Annotated in this window: 13 protein-coding genes; 8 read left to right on the top strand and 5 right to left on the bottom strand. The window is 57.1% G+C overall.

What is annotated here, in order from left to right:
• Positions 1 to 30: 30 nt before the first annotated feature.
• The 5 genes from JN756_RS20650 (at position 31) to JN756_RS20630 (ending at position 6,221) form a co-directional block, all read left to right on the top strand.
• Entirely contained in the window at positions 31 to 1,587 is a 1,557-nt protein-coding gene (locus JN756_RS20650) for an aromatic/alkene/methane monooxygenase hydroxylase/oxygenase subunit alpha (protein WP_201021242.1), read from the top strand.
• Positions 1,588 to 1,659: 72 nt separating this feature from the next.
• Complete coding sequence (locus tag JN756_RS20645) at positions 1,660 to 2,019, top strand: phenol hydroxylase subunit P4 (RefSeq protein ID WP_201021241.1); 360 nt, start codon at positions 1,660 to 1,662, stop codon at positions 2,017 to 2,019.
• Between the two features lie 10 nt (positions 2,020 to 2,029).
• The gene (locus tag JN756_RS20640) at positions 2,030 to 3,091 is read left to right on the top strand and encodes an NADH:ubiquinone reductase (Na(+)-transporting) subunit F (RefSeq protein ID WP_201021240.1); all 1,062 of its coding nucleotides are present in this window, start codon (positions 2,030 to 2,032) and stop codon (positions 3,089 to 3,091) included.
• Between the two features lie 364 nt (positions 3,092 to 3,455).
• Positions 3,456 to 4,670 (top strand): L-lactate MFS transporter, encoded by a 1,215-nt coding sequence (locus JN756_RS20635; protein ID WP_236255048.1) that lies wholly within the window; start codon positions 3,456 to 3,458, stop codon positions 4,668 to 4,670.
• A 213-nt stretch (positions 4,671 to 4,883) separates the two neighbouring features.
• Positions 4,884 to 6,221 (top strand): carbohydrate porin, encoded by a 1,338-nt coding sequence (locus JN756_RS20630; protein WP_201021238.1) that lies wholly within the window; start codon positions 4,884 to 4,886, stop codon positions 6,219 to 6,221.
• Between the two features lie 9 nt (positions 6,222 to 6,230).
• Here JN756_RS20630 and JN756_RS20625 read toward each other — a convergent pair whose 3' ends face one another.
• The 4 genes from JN756_RS20625 to JN756_RS20610 all read right to left on the bottom strand — a co-directional run bounded on the left by JN756_RS20625 (position 6,231) and on the right by JN756_RS20610 (position 9,788).
• Positions 6,231 to 7,139, bottom strand: coding sequence for a LysR family transcriptional regulator (locus JN756_RS20625; protein WP_201021237.1), 909 nt, complete (start codon positions 7,137 to 7,139; stop codon positions 6,231 to 6,233).
• A 22-nt stretch (positions 7,140 to 7,161) separates the two neighbouring features.
• Positions 7,162 to 8,469 (bottom strand): NAD(P)/FAD-dependent oxidoreductase, encoded by a 1,308-nt coding sequence (locus tag JN756_RS20620; RefSeq protein ID WP_201021236.1) that lies wholly within the window; start codon positions 8,467 to 8,469, stop codon positions 7,162 to 7,164.
• Between the two features lie 84 nt (positions 8,470 to 8,553).
• Complete coding sequence (locus tag JN756_RS20615; RefSeq protein ID WP_201021235.1) at positions 8,554 to 9,012, bottom strand: lipocalin-like domain-containing protein; 459 nt, start codon at positions 9,010 to 9,012, stop codon at positions 8,554 to 8,556.
• An 11-nt stretch (positions 9,013 to 9,023) separates the two neighbouring features.
• Complete coding sequence (locus JN756_RS20610) at positions 9,024 to 9,788, bottom strand: SDR family oxidoreductase (protein WP_201021234.1); 765 nt, start codon at positions 9,786 to 9,788, stop codon at positions 9,024 to 9,026.
• 534 nt (positions 9,789 to 10,322) lie between these two features.
• On the opposite strand from JN756_RS20610, the gene JN756_RS20605 reads away from it, so the two are divergent.
• Positions 10,323 to 11,860, top strand: a protein-coding gene (locus JN756_RS20605) for an IS3 family transposase (RefSeq protein ID WP_201021233.1) whose coding sequence is annotated in 2 segments (ribosomal slippage) — positions 10,323 to 10,632 and positions 10,632 to 11,860 — 1,539 coding nt in all. Because the reading frame shifts where the segments join, the coding sequence is not laid out codon by codon here.
• Here the strand turns inward: JN756_RS20605 and JN756_RS20600 are convergent.
• Positions 11,765 to 12,490, bottom strand: a complete 726-nt coding sequence (locus tag JN756_RS20600; protein ID WP_201021232.1) for an Arm DNA-binding domain-containing protein — start codon at positions 12,488 to 12,490, stop codon at positions 11,765 to 11,767. The genes JN756_RS20605 and JN756_RS20600 overlap by 96 nt on opposite strands.
• On the opposite strand from JN756_RS20600, the gene JN756_RS20595 reads away from it, so the two are divergent.
• Together JN756_RS20595 and JN756_RS20590 are read left to right on the top strand one after the other, a co-directional pair.
• A complete protein-coding gene (locus JN756_RS20595; protein WP_201021231.1) occupies positions 12,489 to 12,818 on the top strand; it encodes a calcium:cation antiporter family protein in 330 nt (109 codons plus the stop codon). The two genes, JN756_RS20600 and JN756_RS20595, sit on opposite strands and share 2 nt — an antisense overlap.
• Before the next feature lie 203 nt (positions 12,819 to 13,021).
• The gene (locus JN756_RS20590; protein WP_201021230.1) at positions 13,022 to 14,425 is read left to right on the top strand and encodes a DUF2252 domain-containing protein; all 1,404 of its coding nucleotides are present in this window, start codon (positions 13,022 to 13,024) and stop codon (positions 14,423 to 14,425) included.
• Positions 14,426 to 14,508 lie beyond the last annotated feature (83 nt).

The following is a 14,508-nucleotide window of genomic DNA, read 5'->3' as shown; positions in this document are numbered from 1 at the left end:
GATCCATAACAAGAATTCGGGAGTGCCATCATGGCCGTGAAAAAACGCCTTAATGCCAAAGAGAAATACCGCTGCATGACCCGTGACCTGGACTGGGAGCCCAGCTACCAGACCCACGAGGATATCTATCCGCATGAGCGCTTCGAGGGTATCAAGATCACCGACTGGGACAAGTGGGAAGACCCGTTCCGCCTGACCATGGACAGCTACTGGAAATACCAGGCCGAGAAAGAGAAAAAGCTCTATGCGATCTTCGATGCGTTCTCGCAGAACAACGGCCATACCTCGCTCTCCGATGCCCGTTATGTCAACGCGCTGAAGCTGTTTCTGTCGGGCATCACGCCGCTGGAATACCAGGCCTATCAAGGCTTCGCCCGGGTTGGCCGGCAATTCAGCGGCGCCGGAGCGCGGATCGCCTGCCAGATGCAGGCCATCGATGAACTGCGCCACGTGCAGACCCAGATCCACGCCATGAGTCACTACAACAAACACTTCAACGGCCTGCATGATTTTTCCCATATGCATGACCGCCTGTGGTTCCTCTCGGTGCCCAAGTCGTTCTTCGAGGACGCGCGCACGGCCGGCCCGTTCGAGTTCCTCACGGCGATTTCGTTTTCGTTCGAGTACGTGCTGACCAACCTGCTGTTCGTGCCGTTCATGTCAGGCGCGGCGTTCAACGGCGACATGGCCACGGTGACCTTCGGTTTCTCCGCGCAGTCCGACGAAGCCCGGCACATGACCCTGGGTCTTGAAGTGATCAAGTTCCTGCTCGAACAGCACGAAGACAACGTGCCGATCATCCAGCGCTGGATCGACAAGTGGTTCTGGCGCGGCTACCGCCTGCTGACGCTGGTGGGGATGATGATGGACTACATGCTGCCCAATAAGGTCATGTCGTGGTCCGAAGCCTGGGGTGTGTATTTCGAAGACGCAGGTGGCGCGTTGTTCAAGGATCTGGAACGCTACGGCATACGTCCGCCCAAGCACGTCGAAGAGGCCAAGATCGGCAAGGACCACGTCAGCCATCAGGCCTGGTCGATCTTTTACCAATACAGCCAGGCGACCAACTTCCACACCTGGATGCCCACCGACGAAGAGCTCGACTGGCTGTCATCCAAATATCCCGACACTTTCGACAAGATCTATCGCCCGCGCTTCGAGCACTGGCGCGCACTGCAAGAGAAGGGCGAGCGCTTCTACAACCCGACCCTGCCGATGCTCTGCCAGATCTGCCAGATCCCGCTGTCGTTCGGCGAGCCAGATGACCAGACCACCCTTAGCCATCGCGCGACCGAGCACGAAGGCGAGCGTTATCACTTCTGCTCCCAGGGCTGCTGCGACATCTTCGAATACGAGCCGACCAAGTACATCCAGGCCTGGCTACCGGTGCACCAGATCCTGCAGGGCAATTGCGGTGGCGAGGATGTCGAGTCGGTGGTACGCGACTACTACAACATCAACCCCGGCGAGGACAACTGCGAATACCTCGGTTCCGCCGAACATCGACGCTGGCAGGACTGGCACCCCAACGACCGCAACAGTGTGCCGGCCGCCCCGGTGGACCCGGACCTGCTCAAGACCGGTTGAACATTGACTTTGCGTGCCGAAGCAAGCCTGCGGGCTTGCTTCCCCAAACAGACAACAATAAGGAAAACCATCATGCCTGTAACTGCCATCGGCGCCTATGACGCCCAACCTCTGGACCGCCAGGAAAATTTCCGTGGCCTGCAACTGGTGTACCTGTGCTGGGAAAAACACCTGATGTTCTGCGCCCCGCTGACCTTCCCGCTGCCACCGGCGATGCTGTTCGGCGATTTCATCGAACAGGTGGTCAAGCCAGCGATTGCCCAGCATCCGGATACAGCACGGATCGACTTCAGCCAGGCACTGTGGCGCCTCAACGATCGGCCATTCACCCCGGACAACGGCGCGAGCCTGATCGCCAACGGCATCGACCACAAGAGTCTGTTGCACCTCAACACCCCTGGCTTGAACGGCATTGCCGGCAGCTTCAACTGAGGACACCGCCATGAGCTTCCAAGTAACCATCGAACCCACTGGCGAGCAAATCGAAGTGGAAGAAGGGCAGACCATCCTTCAGGCTGCATTGCGCCAGGGTGTGTGGCTGCCGTTTGCCTGCGGCCATGGCACCTGCGCCACCTGCAAGGTCCAGGTGCTGGAAGGCGAAGTGGATCTTGGCGCGGCGTCGCCCTTTGCGCTGATGGATATCGAGCGCGATGAAGGCAAGGTCCTGGCGTGCTGTGCGATCCCGCAGAGCGACATGGTGATCGAGGCCGATATCGACGCGGACCCGGATTTCCTCGGCCATCCTGTCGAAGACTACCGGGCGGTGGTCAGCGCCCTGGTGGACCTGTCGCCGACCATCAAGGGCGTGCACCTCAAGCTCGATCGGCCGATGGCGTTCCAGTCCGGACAGTACATCAACCTGCAACTGCCTGGGGTTGAAGGCACACGGGCCTTCTCGCTGGCCAATCCACCGAGCCGCGCCGATGAAGTTGAACTGCATGTACGCCGGGTCGACGGCGGGCTGGTCACCGGCAAGATTCACGACGATTTGAAGGTGGGTGATGCGGTGGAATTGTCCGGACCCTACGGCCAGTTCTTTGTGCGCACGTCTCAGCCTGGCGACTTGATTTTTATCGCAGGTGGTTCCGGGCTGTCGAGCCCGCAGTCGATGATTTTCGACCTGTTGCAGGCCGGTGATACCCGGCAGATCGTGTTGTTCCAGGGCGCGCGCAACCGTGCCGAACTGTACAACCGCGAACTGTTCGAGGCACTGGCCCGGGACCACGCCAACTTCACCTATGTCCCGGCCCTCAGTCAGGCGGTGGAGGATCCTGAATGGACAGGGTTCAAGGGCTTTGTGCATGACGCCGCGAAGCAGCATTTCGACGGTCGCTTCAGTGCCAACAAGGCTTATCTGTGCGGGCCGCCGCCGATGATCGACGCCGCCGTCACGTGCCTGATGCAGGGACGGCTGTTCGAGCGTGATATCTTCATGGAGCGTTTCTACAGCGCCGCCGACGGTGGTGATACCAGCCAGCGCTCGGCACTCTTCAAACGTATCTGATTCAACCCCCAGCAAAACCGGGCGCTGCCGGCTTCGACAGCGCTTTGCCTGGTTTTTGCGAACAGGCTCTTCCTCGATCACTGCCCCGCCATGCCAGGCGCCACCTGCCACTCGAAGACCTATCCAAATTCCATATGCGACATATAGCCGCGGATTGTTTTATGGAACTTTCGATAAGGCATAAGGTGCCGCTCACGATAAGCCCCGGCAGACAGTCTTGAGCGTCTTGCAAGGCGACATAGGGTCACACCTGTCAAACCATCGCGCCTGCCTCTGAGCACACGTTTAGGGGAGGGGAATGCTTTGAGCATGAATCCGCTCGATGTTTCAGGTGCCTGAACGCAATACTGGAGAGGACGTTTACTTGACCGCCAACCGCTGGATAAACATTGCCGCAGCAGTATTGATTTTACTGTGCACGGGTTCCATCTATGCCTTCAGCGTACTGGCAGGGCCCCTTGCTCTGGCAAGAGGTTGGACGCCGCAAGAAATCTCCCTGGCCTTCACCATCAGCACCGCCGTGTGCCCGATCCCGATGATCATCGCCGGCAAGATCGTCGATAAGGGTTACGCGCGTGAAGCGATTCTGGTCGGTGGTGTCCTCTTTGGTCTGGCTTACGTGGGCATGGGCTATTTCTCTTCGCTGACGGGCCTGTATCTGGGCTATGGCGTGGTGGGTGGCGTCGGTATGTCGGTGGCCTATGCCGGTGCGCTGGGTAATGCGGCACGTTACTTTCCCGACAAGCGTGGCATGGCGACAGGTCTGGTGACAGCGGGCAATGGTGCGGCGGCGTTGATCTCTGCACCGCTGGCTCAAGCCATGATTGACAGTCAGGGTGTGCTGTCGACCGTGCGCACACTGGGTATCGGTTTTATCGTCATCGCGATCATCTGTGGCGTGATTTCTCGCACGGCACGTAGCGACTACCGCCCAGCCGGATGGACGCCACCGGTCAAGACCGGCAAAGAGGCGTCGGGCTCCGACTGGAAACAGATGCTCGCCAGCCCCATGTTCTATCTGATGCTGAGCCTGATGGCAGCGGGTGCCGTGTCCGGCTTGATGATCGCCGCCAACGCCTCGCAAGTGGGGCAAAACATGTTCGCCATCACCTCGAGTGCGGCCGCGCTCTACGTGGGGTTCTATGCGGCGAGCAACGCGGCGGGGCGCTTTATCTGGGGTTCGGTGTCTGACCGGATTGGATGTCCGAATTCCCTGGTGATCATTTTCATCCTGGTCGCGCTGATGTTGCTGTTGTTGATCAACGCGACATCGACCCTGGGCTTCGTCATTGCCATCTGTGGCATCGGCGTGTCGTTCGGGGGCGTGATGGGGGTTTTCCCCTCTATGGTTTCGCAGCGCTTCGGTGCCCGTTACTTCGGTGTCAACTACGGCATCATGTTTACCGGTTATGCCATTGCCGCCACGGTAGGTCCTCGTCTTGGCGCCTCGATGGCGGCCCGGAACAACGGCGATTTCAGCGACGCATTCGGCATCGCGATCGTCATTTGCCTGGTCGGAACCGCATTGGCCATCCTGCTCAGTCGTAACCTTTCCAACTGGAGCAAGGCGCAGGCTTGAAGGCGCCCAATATTTACCCGGTGCCGACCGGCGCCGGGTGAACGGTTCAATCCCGTTCAGCGTTCTCCTTCTCTCTGCCTCGGCTGCCTACGGATATTTCGAGAATCAATCGTCATGCGTTTGTGTGTGCGTTTCCTGCCTGCGTTCAAGCCTCTTTCTTATTTGTTCATCTCGTTTGCGGCATCCAATTGTCTCCAGGCCTGGGCCGAGCCCATGACCCTTGCCGACCCTTCAAACCAGGCGGCCCCGGCTCGCAAGGGACTCGCGGACAATGCGAAACTGATGGGATCGTCGACAAAGCGTTTTTTTGATGATGCGGCCGAAGAAGGGGGTTATTTTCGTGCAGGGCTCAATGTCGAAGTCGCCGGTAACGTCAGCGGAGGTCTACGCAAGGGCGTAACGGCCTCCGAGTACGCCTCGGTGGGTATGGATCTTGATCTGCAAAAAATGCTGGGATGGAACCAGGCCGCATTGCACTGGACGGTCATTGCCTTGCACAGCAAGGGGTTGAACAACGAGTACATTGGCGGTGGCGTCGACTCTCAGGAAAACTTCGCGCCTTTCAATCTGGTGCGGTTCCTGAACTTGACACTGGAACAACGATTTTCCCTGCTCCATGACAATGATCTGAATGTGATCGTCGGACGCATGGGCGCATTGCCTTATTTTGCTCAGTCCGAACTCACCTGCCAGTTCATGAGTCATGCATTCTGCGGGGTGCTGTATGGCTTCCCGCAAAGTACGGGAACTGCTGTGGCGCCGGTTTCTTCATGGGGTGGGCGCGTCAAGTTCAGCCCTGGCCCACGAACCTACGTGCAGGCAGGCGCGTTTGTGGCGGATGACACGACGTTCGACGATCGCACCGGGCTGTTTGATGTCGGTACCCAACATATCCACGGGACCAATTACATGGCCGAGACGGGGTACGAAACTCACTTCAATGATGAAGTAAAACCTCGTTATTACCGTTTAGGAGTGTCATATCTGGATGCCCGGCGCAGCGACGTGTTACTCAACACCGAAGGACGCGAACGCTGGAAGCATGGTGGCAGTCCCAAGAATCAGAGAGGTGAAACAGCTATTTACCTGACAGGAGGACAAGTCTTGCTACGTCCCGATACTTCATCGCGGCGTAACCTCTCGGCCTTTGGCAGTGTCTATTACAACCTCGATGACGCCGAGGCGATTCAATACACCGTCAAGGGCGGCCTCGTGAAAACGGGTTCCTTCGAAGACCGCGACGAGGACACGATGGGGCTGGCTGTTTCACAAATCCGCTTCAGCGGCAAAGAGGTCGATTATCTCTCGGGCATGCGTAGCGTGGGGGGCGGTCATTCCAACGTTTCTTCCCATGAAGAAATTGTCGAGTTGAACTATGGGATTCATGTATCACCGGGGGTGGTGGTGCTACCCAACATCCAGTACACCTTCAATCCTGACACTCGGTACACCCCGACCTCGCCTCGCGATATTCCGGACACGCTGGTACTCGGACTGCAACTGAATATCAGCCTGGACAAGTTCTTTGGCCTGCCCCACATGATGTACTGAGCAACACTATTAAACCGATGCAATCTCGAGGATCAGTTCCCTGAGCCAGGTGACGCCGGGGTCATAGTGGTTTCGGGGGTGCCAGGCCACGCTCAAAACGTACTCGGGTACAGTGAACGGCAGCTCGAAAAGATCCAGGCCATCAACGAAGTGGACAAGCAGCGAAGCGGGCAGGGTGCAAACCAAGTTGCCGCTTTGCAGTGTCTTCGGTACGAGCGATAGCTGGGGTAGGGTGACGACCACATTACGGCTGCGTTGCAAGGTCGAAAGGTATTCGTCCATGTAGCCTTGCGGGTTGCCGGTGTCACTCGATACCAGCAGGTGCTGGAGCGAGCAGTACGCCTCAAGATCCAGAGGCGCCGTGCCTCTTGGATGCCCTTGGCGTTGCGCCATGACAAAGCCACTGCGAAACAGCGTTCGGCTTTTCATGTTTTGAGGAATCAAGCGCACGTCATCGATCAGCAAATCAATTTCGCCGCGTTCAAACTGTGTCGCAATCTGGTCCTTCTGTGGCTGGCCAAAAATGAAACGCAGCGTTTGCGGGGAGAAGGTTTGCAGTTTGGTCAGCAAAGGGGTGCCCAGGGCGATCATGGCATTGTCGCTGGCGGCTATATTGAACAGTCGCGAGTCCAACTGCGGGTTAAAGCTGGGCTGAAACCTGACCAACTGCTTGAGGCCCTTGAGCGCCGTGCTCAGCGGTTCCTCCAGCAAAAGTCCCATGGCCGTGGGCGTCATGCCCCGGCCTCGTTCGGCAGGCATAAGTAGAGGGTCGTTGAACGCCAGGCGCAACCGGGCCAACTGGGCAGACAGGGCCGGTTGACTGATGTTCAAGCGTTGGGCCGCATGCGTGACATTGCACTCCTGGAGCAAGACCTCAAGGGAGACCAGAAGATTCAAATCGATATCGCTCAGTTCCATGCGCCTCTCCAGTAACAATGCTTCAGTGCAACTTCATTCTTGGATTGGTCTTGCGCCCGATGCGATCGCTGAGCATCAGCAAGCCGGTGCGGAACATACCGTAGAGCGCCATCTGGTGCATGCGGTACAGCGAAATGTAGAACATTCGCGCCAACCAGCCTTCTACTTTCACGCTGCCCATCAAACTGCCCATCAAACTGCCCATCAGGTTGCCCACGGCACTGAATTTCGCCAGTGAGACCAGGGAACCGTAGTCCTTGTACTGGTAGTCTGCGATCGGTTTGCCTTCCAGACGATTCTTGAGGGAAGTGGCCAACAGCGAGGCTTGCTGGTGTGCAGTTTGTGCCCGTGGTGGCACGTTTTTATCGCTGCTATCGCCCATCGGGCACGCTGCGCAATCACCCAGGGCAAAGATGTTTTCGTCGCGGGTGGTTTGCAGGTTTTGCTTGACCACCAATTGATTGATTCGATTGGTCTCAAGGCCGTCAATTTCTTTCAGGAAAGCCGGCGCGCGAATACCCGCAGCCCAGACTTTCAAGGTCGCCGGAATGAAGGTGCCATCGGCGATGATCATGCCGTCAGCCGTGATTGCCTTGACCGATGACGAGGTGCGCACTATGACGCCGAGCTTTCCCAGCTCACGCAGCACTGCCGAGCCGATGCGTTCAGGCAGGGCGGGCAACACTCGGGGTCCGGCTTCGATCAGATTGATCCGCATGTTCTGCGGCTCGATGCTGTTGAGTCCGTAAGCGGCCAATTCCTGTGCAGCATTGTGCAACTCCGCCGCCAGTTCGACGCCGGTGGCGCCCGCGCCGACGATGGCCACGTTGAGGTGATCGCCCGTTTCCTCACGCGCATGGGCACTGAGGTAGTGACTCAGCAGTTTGCGGTGCAGGTTCAGGGCTTGCTTGGGGTCGTCGAGGAAAATGCAGTGCTCGGCGGCGCCTTTTGTACCGAAGTCATTGGTCACGCTGCCCACGGCGATCACAAGGCTGTCATAGCCCATTGCGCGCGCAGGCACCAGCTCATTGCCTTGCTCATCCAGCGTCGCCGAGAGGCTGATTTGTCGAGCCGTTCTATCCAGCCCGTTGAGCCGGCCAATCTGAAACTCGAAGTGGTTCCAGTTGGCCTGGGCCACGTAGTTGAGTTCGTTGTCGGTGCTGTTCAGTGAGCCCGTGGCGACCTCATGCAGCAAAGGTTTCCAGATGTGCGTCAGGTGCGCGTCGACCAATGTCACGCGCGCCTTGCGCTTCTTGCCCAGGGTACGACCGAGTCGGGTGGCCAATTCCAGCCCGCCGGCACCTCCACCCACAATCACTATTCGGTGCATTACGAAAAACCACTCTAAGTATTCACTGACTGCCCCGCAGAAGGGCAGCCGGCGATGAAAGGAACAACGTGCGGGGCGCTACTGTTATTCAGGTTTGGCGCGATGCCATACCAGTTTCGAATTGACGGACTTGCCTTTGGAGTTGATGGGGCTTGCAGTGCCCAGAGTCAGGACGTCACCTTCCAGGCTCACGACGCGTGGCTGGGTCTGGCCCATCCAGTTGGGAAACAGCGAGATGAACATGCTGTGGGTCAGCGTGCGGTGCTCTTCATCGACCTTGAACGGACCGGTGTAGGCGATGTAGGTGGAACCGGCGGCCTTGTATTCTTCTAGCGTGCCTTCGTAGAAGTCATTGATGGCGAATTTGTCGCGGCCTTCTGGTTTCATCAACTGCGCGGACATGTAGCCCTCCGGCGTGTACATGATGATGCCCATTGGCTTCTCGCCCATCGGATAAAAAGGTTCGGAACCGTCTACCGGTGTTTCGACGTAGGAGTGCAGTTTCCAGGCGCCGATCAGTTGGTCACGCAGCTTCAAACTCATGATCTCTATCCTCAGGAAGTGTGTTGCATGTCGCAGTCGATAGGCAGCATCTGACCGGAAATCGACTCACCGCTCGGCGAGGCGAGGAAGAACGCCAGGTCCGCGATATGGTTCGGGTTGACCAGGTGCTTGATCGATTGGGTGCCCAACGCCGCAACAGTCTCTTCTTCGATGCTCCGACCGCTCAGTTGCGCACGGCCCTTGAGCACGTTCTGGAAGCGTGGGCCATCTACGGCGCCCGGCAGAATGGCGTTGACGCGAATATTGTCGGCGCCCAGTTCGATCGACAGGGTCTTGGTGAACCCGATCAGGCCCCACTTGGTCGTGGAATAGGCGCTGCGGTTCGGGTAACCGAAACGGCCCGAGACCGAGGACATGTTGATGATCGAACCGGCAGCGGATTTCTTCAGGTGAGGAATCGCGAAGTGGGTCACGTTGAACGTGCCATTGAGGTTGATTTGCACGACCTTGGCCCAATCAGTCGGATCCAGCTGATCGACTGGAGCGGTAGGTCCGGCGATACCGGCGTTGTTGATGAGCACGTCCAACCCGCCCAGGGTTTGAGCTGCCAAGGCCACCATTTTTTCAATGTCTGCGAGATTAGATATGTCGCACAGCGTGGATTTCACGCCTGGAAAGTCCGCTTCAAGCCTTGTTAAACCATCGGCATCGATGTCGCAAACAAAAACCTTGGCGCCTTGGGCCATGAACGCTTGGACAATGGCACGGCCGATACCGCCGGCACCTGCTGTAATAAGAACACGTTGCACAGTCATGCTTAGTCTCCTGTTCAAGGAATAGCCGAGCCAAAGGGGTCCGGCGCTGTTTGTTTATCTGATGGATTAACAATAGCCCCCCTAATGCAATCAGTGAAATCTATGATTGAGATACGACATATAATCAGTTTGCATAGGTTATCTATACGGAAAAGAGTGCGAACCTCGCACGCGGCCAATGACTGCTTTTGGTCGATTCTGTTGAAAAAGTCGGCTTATATTTCCACGACAGAAAAGTACGCGTCTGAGATTGAAATCTTTTTTTTGCGCAGTAGGTTCAGTGCTCAGATTTGACATGGCAGCGTGCAAAACGGCGTTTTCACCGTTTAATACATGGCTATCCGAGGCTGCGGAACACTCGGTAGCAATCGACTTCTGATATCGATTCGAAGAAGCGCTGCACGTCAACCTTGATCAGCCAGCGACTAGCGCAGTGGGGAGCGGCAGCATCAACCAGGCGGCAATTCGGTGCAAATGCTGTACTGGCAGAATGGGGGGATGCGGCGGAAATCTTGGACTACCTGGAGGTAGTTCATGTATTCATACGAAGACCGTATCCGAGCGGTCAAGCTCTACATCAAACTGGGCAAGCGAACCGGGGCAACTATTCGTCAGTTGGGCTACCCGACGAAGAACTCTTTGAAGAGCTGGCACGCAGAGTATGAGCGATGCCTCGACCTGCCGCGTGGCTACGAGAACTCGAAGTCGAAGTACTCACTGGCCCAAAGGGAAAAGGCTGTCGGGCACTATCTCGAATACGGTCGCAACATCGCCGCTACCATCAAGGCGTTGGGCTACCCCGTGCGGGATTCGTTGCGTGCCTGGATTTACGAAATGCACCCGAGTTGCATACGCGTGTTGTCGGTCGATCAGACGGGTTAGCCCGGCCGCCAGCGGTGAAGCAGGCAGCGGTCATCGCGCTGTGCACGCGAAAAGAAAGTGCGAAAGCCCTGGCTCAAAAGCTGGGCGTGTGCAGGCCGACCTTGTACAACTGGAAAAACCAGCTACTCGGCCCAGAGGTATCCCCATCCATGAAGTGTCGACTTGAACCCTCATCGTCACCGGAACGAGAGGAGTTGCAGCGGCAACTCGAATCTCTCCAGCTCGATGTTCGCCGTTTGCAGCTTGAACATGACCTGTTGATGAGGGCGAATGAACTCATAAAAAAAGAGACGGGCATCAACCGGCAAGTCCTGACCAATCGGGAGAAGACATTGCTGGCTGATGCCCTTAGGCAGAGGTACTCCTTGCTAGAGCTGCTTGACGCGTTGGGCTTGGCCCGAAGTTCCTATTTCTATCATCGAGCCCGAATGCAGGTCGCGGAAAAGTACACCGAAGTGCGTCGTGCCATGGCGGACATATTCGAGCGCAATCATCGTTGCTATGGCTACCGTCGGATGCGAGCTTCGTTGAGCAGGCAGCGTGTGCGCCTTTCAGAGAAGGTGGTGCAGCGCTTGATGAAGCAGGAGTGCCTAGTCGTCGCCAAGCCGAAACGGCGTCGATACGGTTCCTACCTCGGGGAGATCAGTCCGGCGCCGGAAAACCTCCTCAACCGCGACTTCACGGCCCTAGCTCCGAATGAGAAATGGCTGACCGACATCTCGGAGTTCCAGATCCCGGCAGGCAAGGTGTACCTGTCCCCCATGATCGACTGCTTCGATGGGAAGGTCATCAGTTGGTCGATCGGCACGCGTCCCGACGCCGAGCTTGTGAACACGATGCTGGATGCCGCTATCGAAACGGTGGCCAGCAACGATAAACGGCCTGTTGTTCACTCCGATCGTGGCGCTCACTACCGCTGGCCCGGCTGGTTATCGCGCATCGCTGATGCGAAGCTGATTCGTTCGATGTCGCGCAAAGGCTGCTCACCAGACAACGCGGCTTGTGAAGGTTTCTTCGGCCGACTGAAAACGGAACTGTTCTATCCTCGCAACTGGCAGTCAACGAGCATCGAGCAGTTCATTCAGGCCTTGGATTCATACATTCGCTGGTACAACGAAAAACGTATAAAGATTTCCCTCGGCGCGCTCAGTCTCATTGAGTATCGTGAAAGCCTGGGCTTCGCGGCATAACCAGTCCAAGTTTTTGTCCGCATCCCCACTGGGCCAATTCGGCCTCGGCGCCAACAGTAGTACATCTTTTTCGAACATTCGGCGCACCTCGGCGCCTCCGTCCTTGCGATTGATCAAGTCGACTTTGGCCCAGTGTTCAAATAGTTCAGTTACGCTCTTACGGGCGGCTTGGCGGGCGGGCTCGGTTGTTGCAGTAGCTTTCTCAGCATTTAGCTGTGCCACCTTAGCGTCGCGTGCGGCAATACGTGCGGCTTCTTCGGACTCAAGATGTTCACGGATGTTTTTGATGCCTGTTTTATGCAGGCTTGCGAGTTCCATTGCTCTTTGTTGTGCATCCGACAGAGTCATGGTAGCGGCATCGTCCCCCGGACCATACGTACCAATTGGCAGAGCGTATCGCTTGCCTGCCTCGTTTGTGTATTGGAAATAGAAAAGGTGATCTCCGGCCGGGGTGATTCGCGCCAAAAGGGAGCCATGGCCCCAAATTGCTATTTCACTCATCCATTTATGAGTGTGACCAACAAGACGATACGAATTTCTCAAGCTCTTACAATGGTGGATCAGGCGATGTATCAGCAGAAGCGTCAAAAGAAGTCGGCGTAACAGCAGTAGACAGGCAAGCCTGTTCATGCGTTTCGGCTCATACGAAAACGCGGCGGAGCACGCGACTGCCATCTCCGCGGCACTAAAAAATCGCATGGATCTATCGCTGTCCATCGCCATTGGTTCGAGCGTGCAGGTGGCCCTGTTCGTCGCCCCTACGCTCGTATTGGCCAGTCTATTCATCGGTCCGACTGGTATGGACCTGGCCTTCCGGCCCGGACTCGTGCTGGCGGTGCTGATTACCAGCGAGGTCGCCGACGATGGTCGCTCCGACTGGTTCGGCGTGCAGTTACTGGCAGTCTATATTTCCCTCGGGCTGGCGTTCCTTTTTCTCAGCGGCGCCCCGGCAGGATGAACCTGAACAAGTTCAGCCAACGCAAGACTCATTAGCCAGAGGCGCCATGGTCTCTGGGCCGAAAGCATGAAACCCGTGGGGTTTGATGCAGATCAACAAGCGCACATGAAATTGTTCTAATTTTTAAAAAGAGGTGATGTTGGTGAAATTAAGGGCCAGCAAATTCCGCACCTCGAATAAAGTGCAGGGGTGACGATAGAATCATGACCTCCGACAAGAAAATCTCCCGCAAGAAAGTCCGTAGGGCGAAACTGACACGGCAATTTCGCTCTCGCGAAGAGCGCATCGAAGCCGGTCGGCTGCTGCGCGAAACAGTGCCGCGGGAAAGCCACGCGATCTGGAAGTCGCCCGACAAGGGCCGCGACGTCATCGCCATACTGCAGGAGTCCAACAAGGAGCGCCTTCAGGAACTGGTACCAATCCGCTACGGGCGCATGCTGCGCAGCCCTTTCACCTTTTACCGCGGCTCGGCGGCGCTGATGGCTTACGACTTGTCTAGTACGCCGAACATCGGGGTCCAGGTGCAGGCCTGCGGCGATTGCCATCTGCTGAATTTCGGGCTGTTCGCCTCCCCGGAGCGCAATCTAGTCTTTGACCTCAATGACTTCGATGAAACCCTCCCCGCCCCTTGGGAATGGGACGTCAAGCGCCTTGCTGGGAGCTTCGCGCTGGCCGCTTTCGATAACCAGTTCGGCGATGAGGAGGCTCGCGAGGGCGCTATTGCTTGTGTACTGAGCTATCGGGAGAACCTACGCAAATACTCGAAGATGAACCCGCTGGAAGTCTGGTACTCGCGAATGGATATGCAATCCCTGATTGATACCGCTCCCGATCAAAAGACAAAGAAGTTGCGTCAGGAGGCCGCCGATAGAGCCCGAGAACGCGTGGTCGAAAACATCTTCCCGAAAATCGTCGGCAGCATTGCTGGGCAGCAGCGCATCGTCGACCAGCCGCCAGTACTCATTCACTTAGATGATCCAAAATTCATGGAGAAGGTCCAGGAGGGACTGGATATATATCGTGGGACGCTTTCAGACGAGCGTCGCGTGCTGCTGGACCGTTATCGACTGGTGGACGCCGCACTCAAGGTAGTGGGGATCGGCAGTGTTGGCACGCGCTGCTTCATCGCCCTGATGTTTTCCGAAGAAAACCACCCGCTCATTCTGCAGATTAAGGAGTCCAGTCACTCAGTACTGGCGCCTTACGCGGGGAAGAGCATCTACAAGAACCAGGGTGAGCGGGTTGTCATGGGGCAACGGCTGATGCAGTCCTCCAGCGATATCTTCCTGGGCTGGGCGCGTGGACGCGGTGGACGCGATTTTTTCGTACGGCAACTGCGCGACATGAAGTTCTCGGTACCCGTCGAAGGCGTAACCCTGTCGCAAATCAAACGCTACGCTGGATTGTGCGGCCAGACCCTGGCTAGGGCGCATGCCAAATCAGGGGATGCAGCAACCATTTCCGGGTATCTGGGCAAGGGCGACGTTTTCGATAAGGCGCTGGGCGACTTCGCCGTAGCCTATGCCAAGCAGACGGTGAAGGACCATAGGACTTTGGCCAAGGCGGTCAGGGCCGGGCATCTGGAAGCGCTGAACGAAGAAGAATAGCCATTAAGCGCAATCAGGCCCTAAAGCAGTATTGGGGCTGGGGATAAGCAAAGCATCTCCCGAAGGTTGTCATCCATCAGGTA

Source organism: Pseudomonas sp. Y39-6, assembly GCF_023651955.1.
Classification (GTDB): Bacteria; Pseudomonadota; Gammaproteobacteria; order Pseudomonadales; family Pseudomonadaceae; genus Aquipseudomonas; species Aquipseudomonas veronii.
This window is presented reverse-complemented; position numbering and strand designations above follow the sequence as displayed.

What these genes read in the sequence shown, in the direction of transcription:
- JN756_RS20610 (WP_201021234.1), bottom strand. Translation starts at nt 9,788, where the DNA reads ATGACTGTGCAACGTGTTCTTATTACAGCAGGTGCCGGCGGTATCGGC.
- JN756_RS20595 (WP_201021231.1), top strand. Translation starts at nt 12,489, where the DNA reads ATGCGTTTCGGCTCATACGAAAACGCGGCGGAGCACGCGACTGCCATC.
- JN756_RS20620 (WP_201021236.1), bottom strand. Translation starts at nt 8,469, where the DNA reads ATGCACCGAATAGTGATTGTGGGTGGAGGTGCCGGCGGGCTGGAATTG.
- JN756_RS20600 (WP_201021232.1), bottom strand. Translation starts at nt 12,490, where the DNA reads ATGAACAGGCTTGCCTGTCTACTGCTGTTACGCCGACTTCTTTTGACG.
- JN756_RS20650 (WP_201021242.1), top strand. Translation starts at nt 31, where the DNA reads ATGGCCGTGAAAAAACGCCTTAATGCCAAAGAGAAATACCGCTGCATG.
- JN756_RS20645 (WP_201021241.1), top strand. Translation starts at nt 1,660, where the DNA reads ATGCCTGTAACTGCCATCGGCGCCTATGACGCCCAACCTCTGGACCGC.
- JN756_RS20625 (WP_201021237.1), bottom strand. Translation starts at nt 7,139, where the DNA reads ATGGAACTGAGCGATATCGATTTGAATCTTCTGGTCTCCCTTGAGGTC.
- JN756_RS20630 (WP_201021238.1), top strand. Translation starts at nt 4,884, where the DNA reads ATGACCCTTGCCGACCCTTCAAACCAGGCGGCCCCGGCTCGCAAGGGA.
- JN756_RS20640 (WP_201021240.1), top strand. Translation starts at nt 2,030, where the DNA reads ATGAGCTTCCAAGTAACCATCGAACCCACTGGCGAGCAAATCGAAGTG.
- JN756_RS20590 (WP_201021230.1), top strand. Translation starts at nt 13,022, where the DNA reads ATGACCTCCGACAAGAAAATCTCCCGCAAGAAAGTCCGTAGGGCGAAA.
- JN756_RS20615 (WP_201021235.1), bottom strand. Translation starts at nt 9,012, where the DNA reads ATGAGTTTGAAGCTGCGTGACCAACTGATCGGCGCCTGGAAACTGCAC.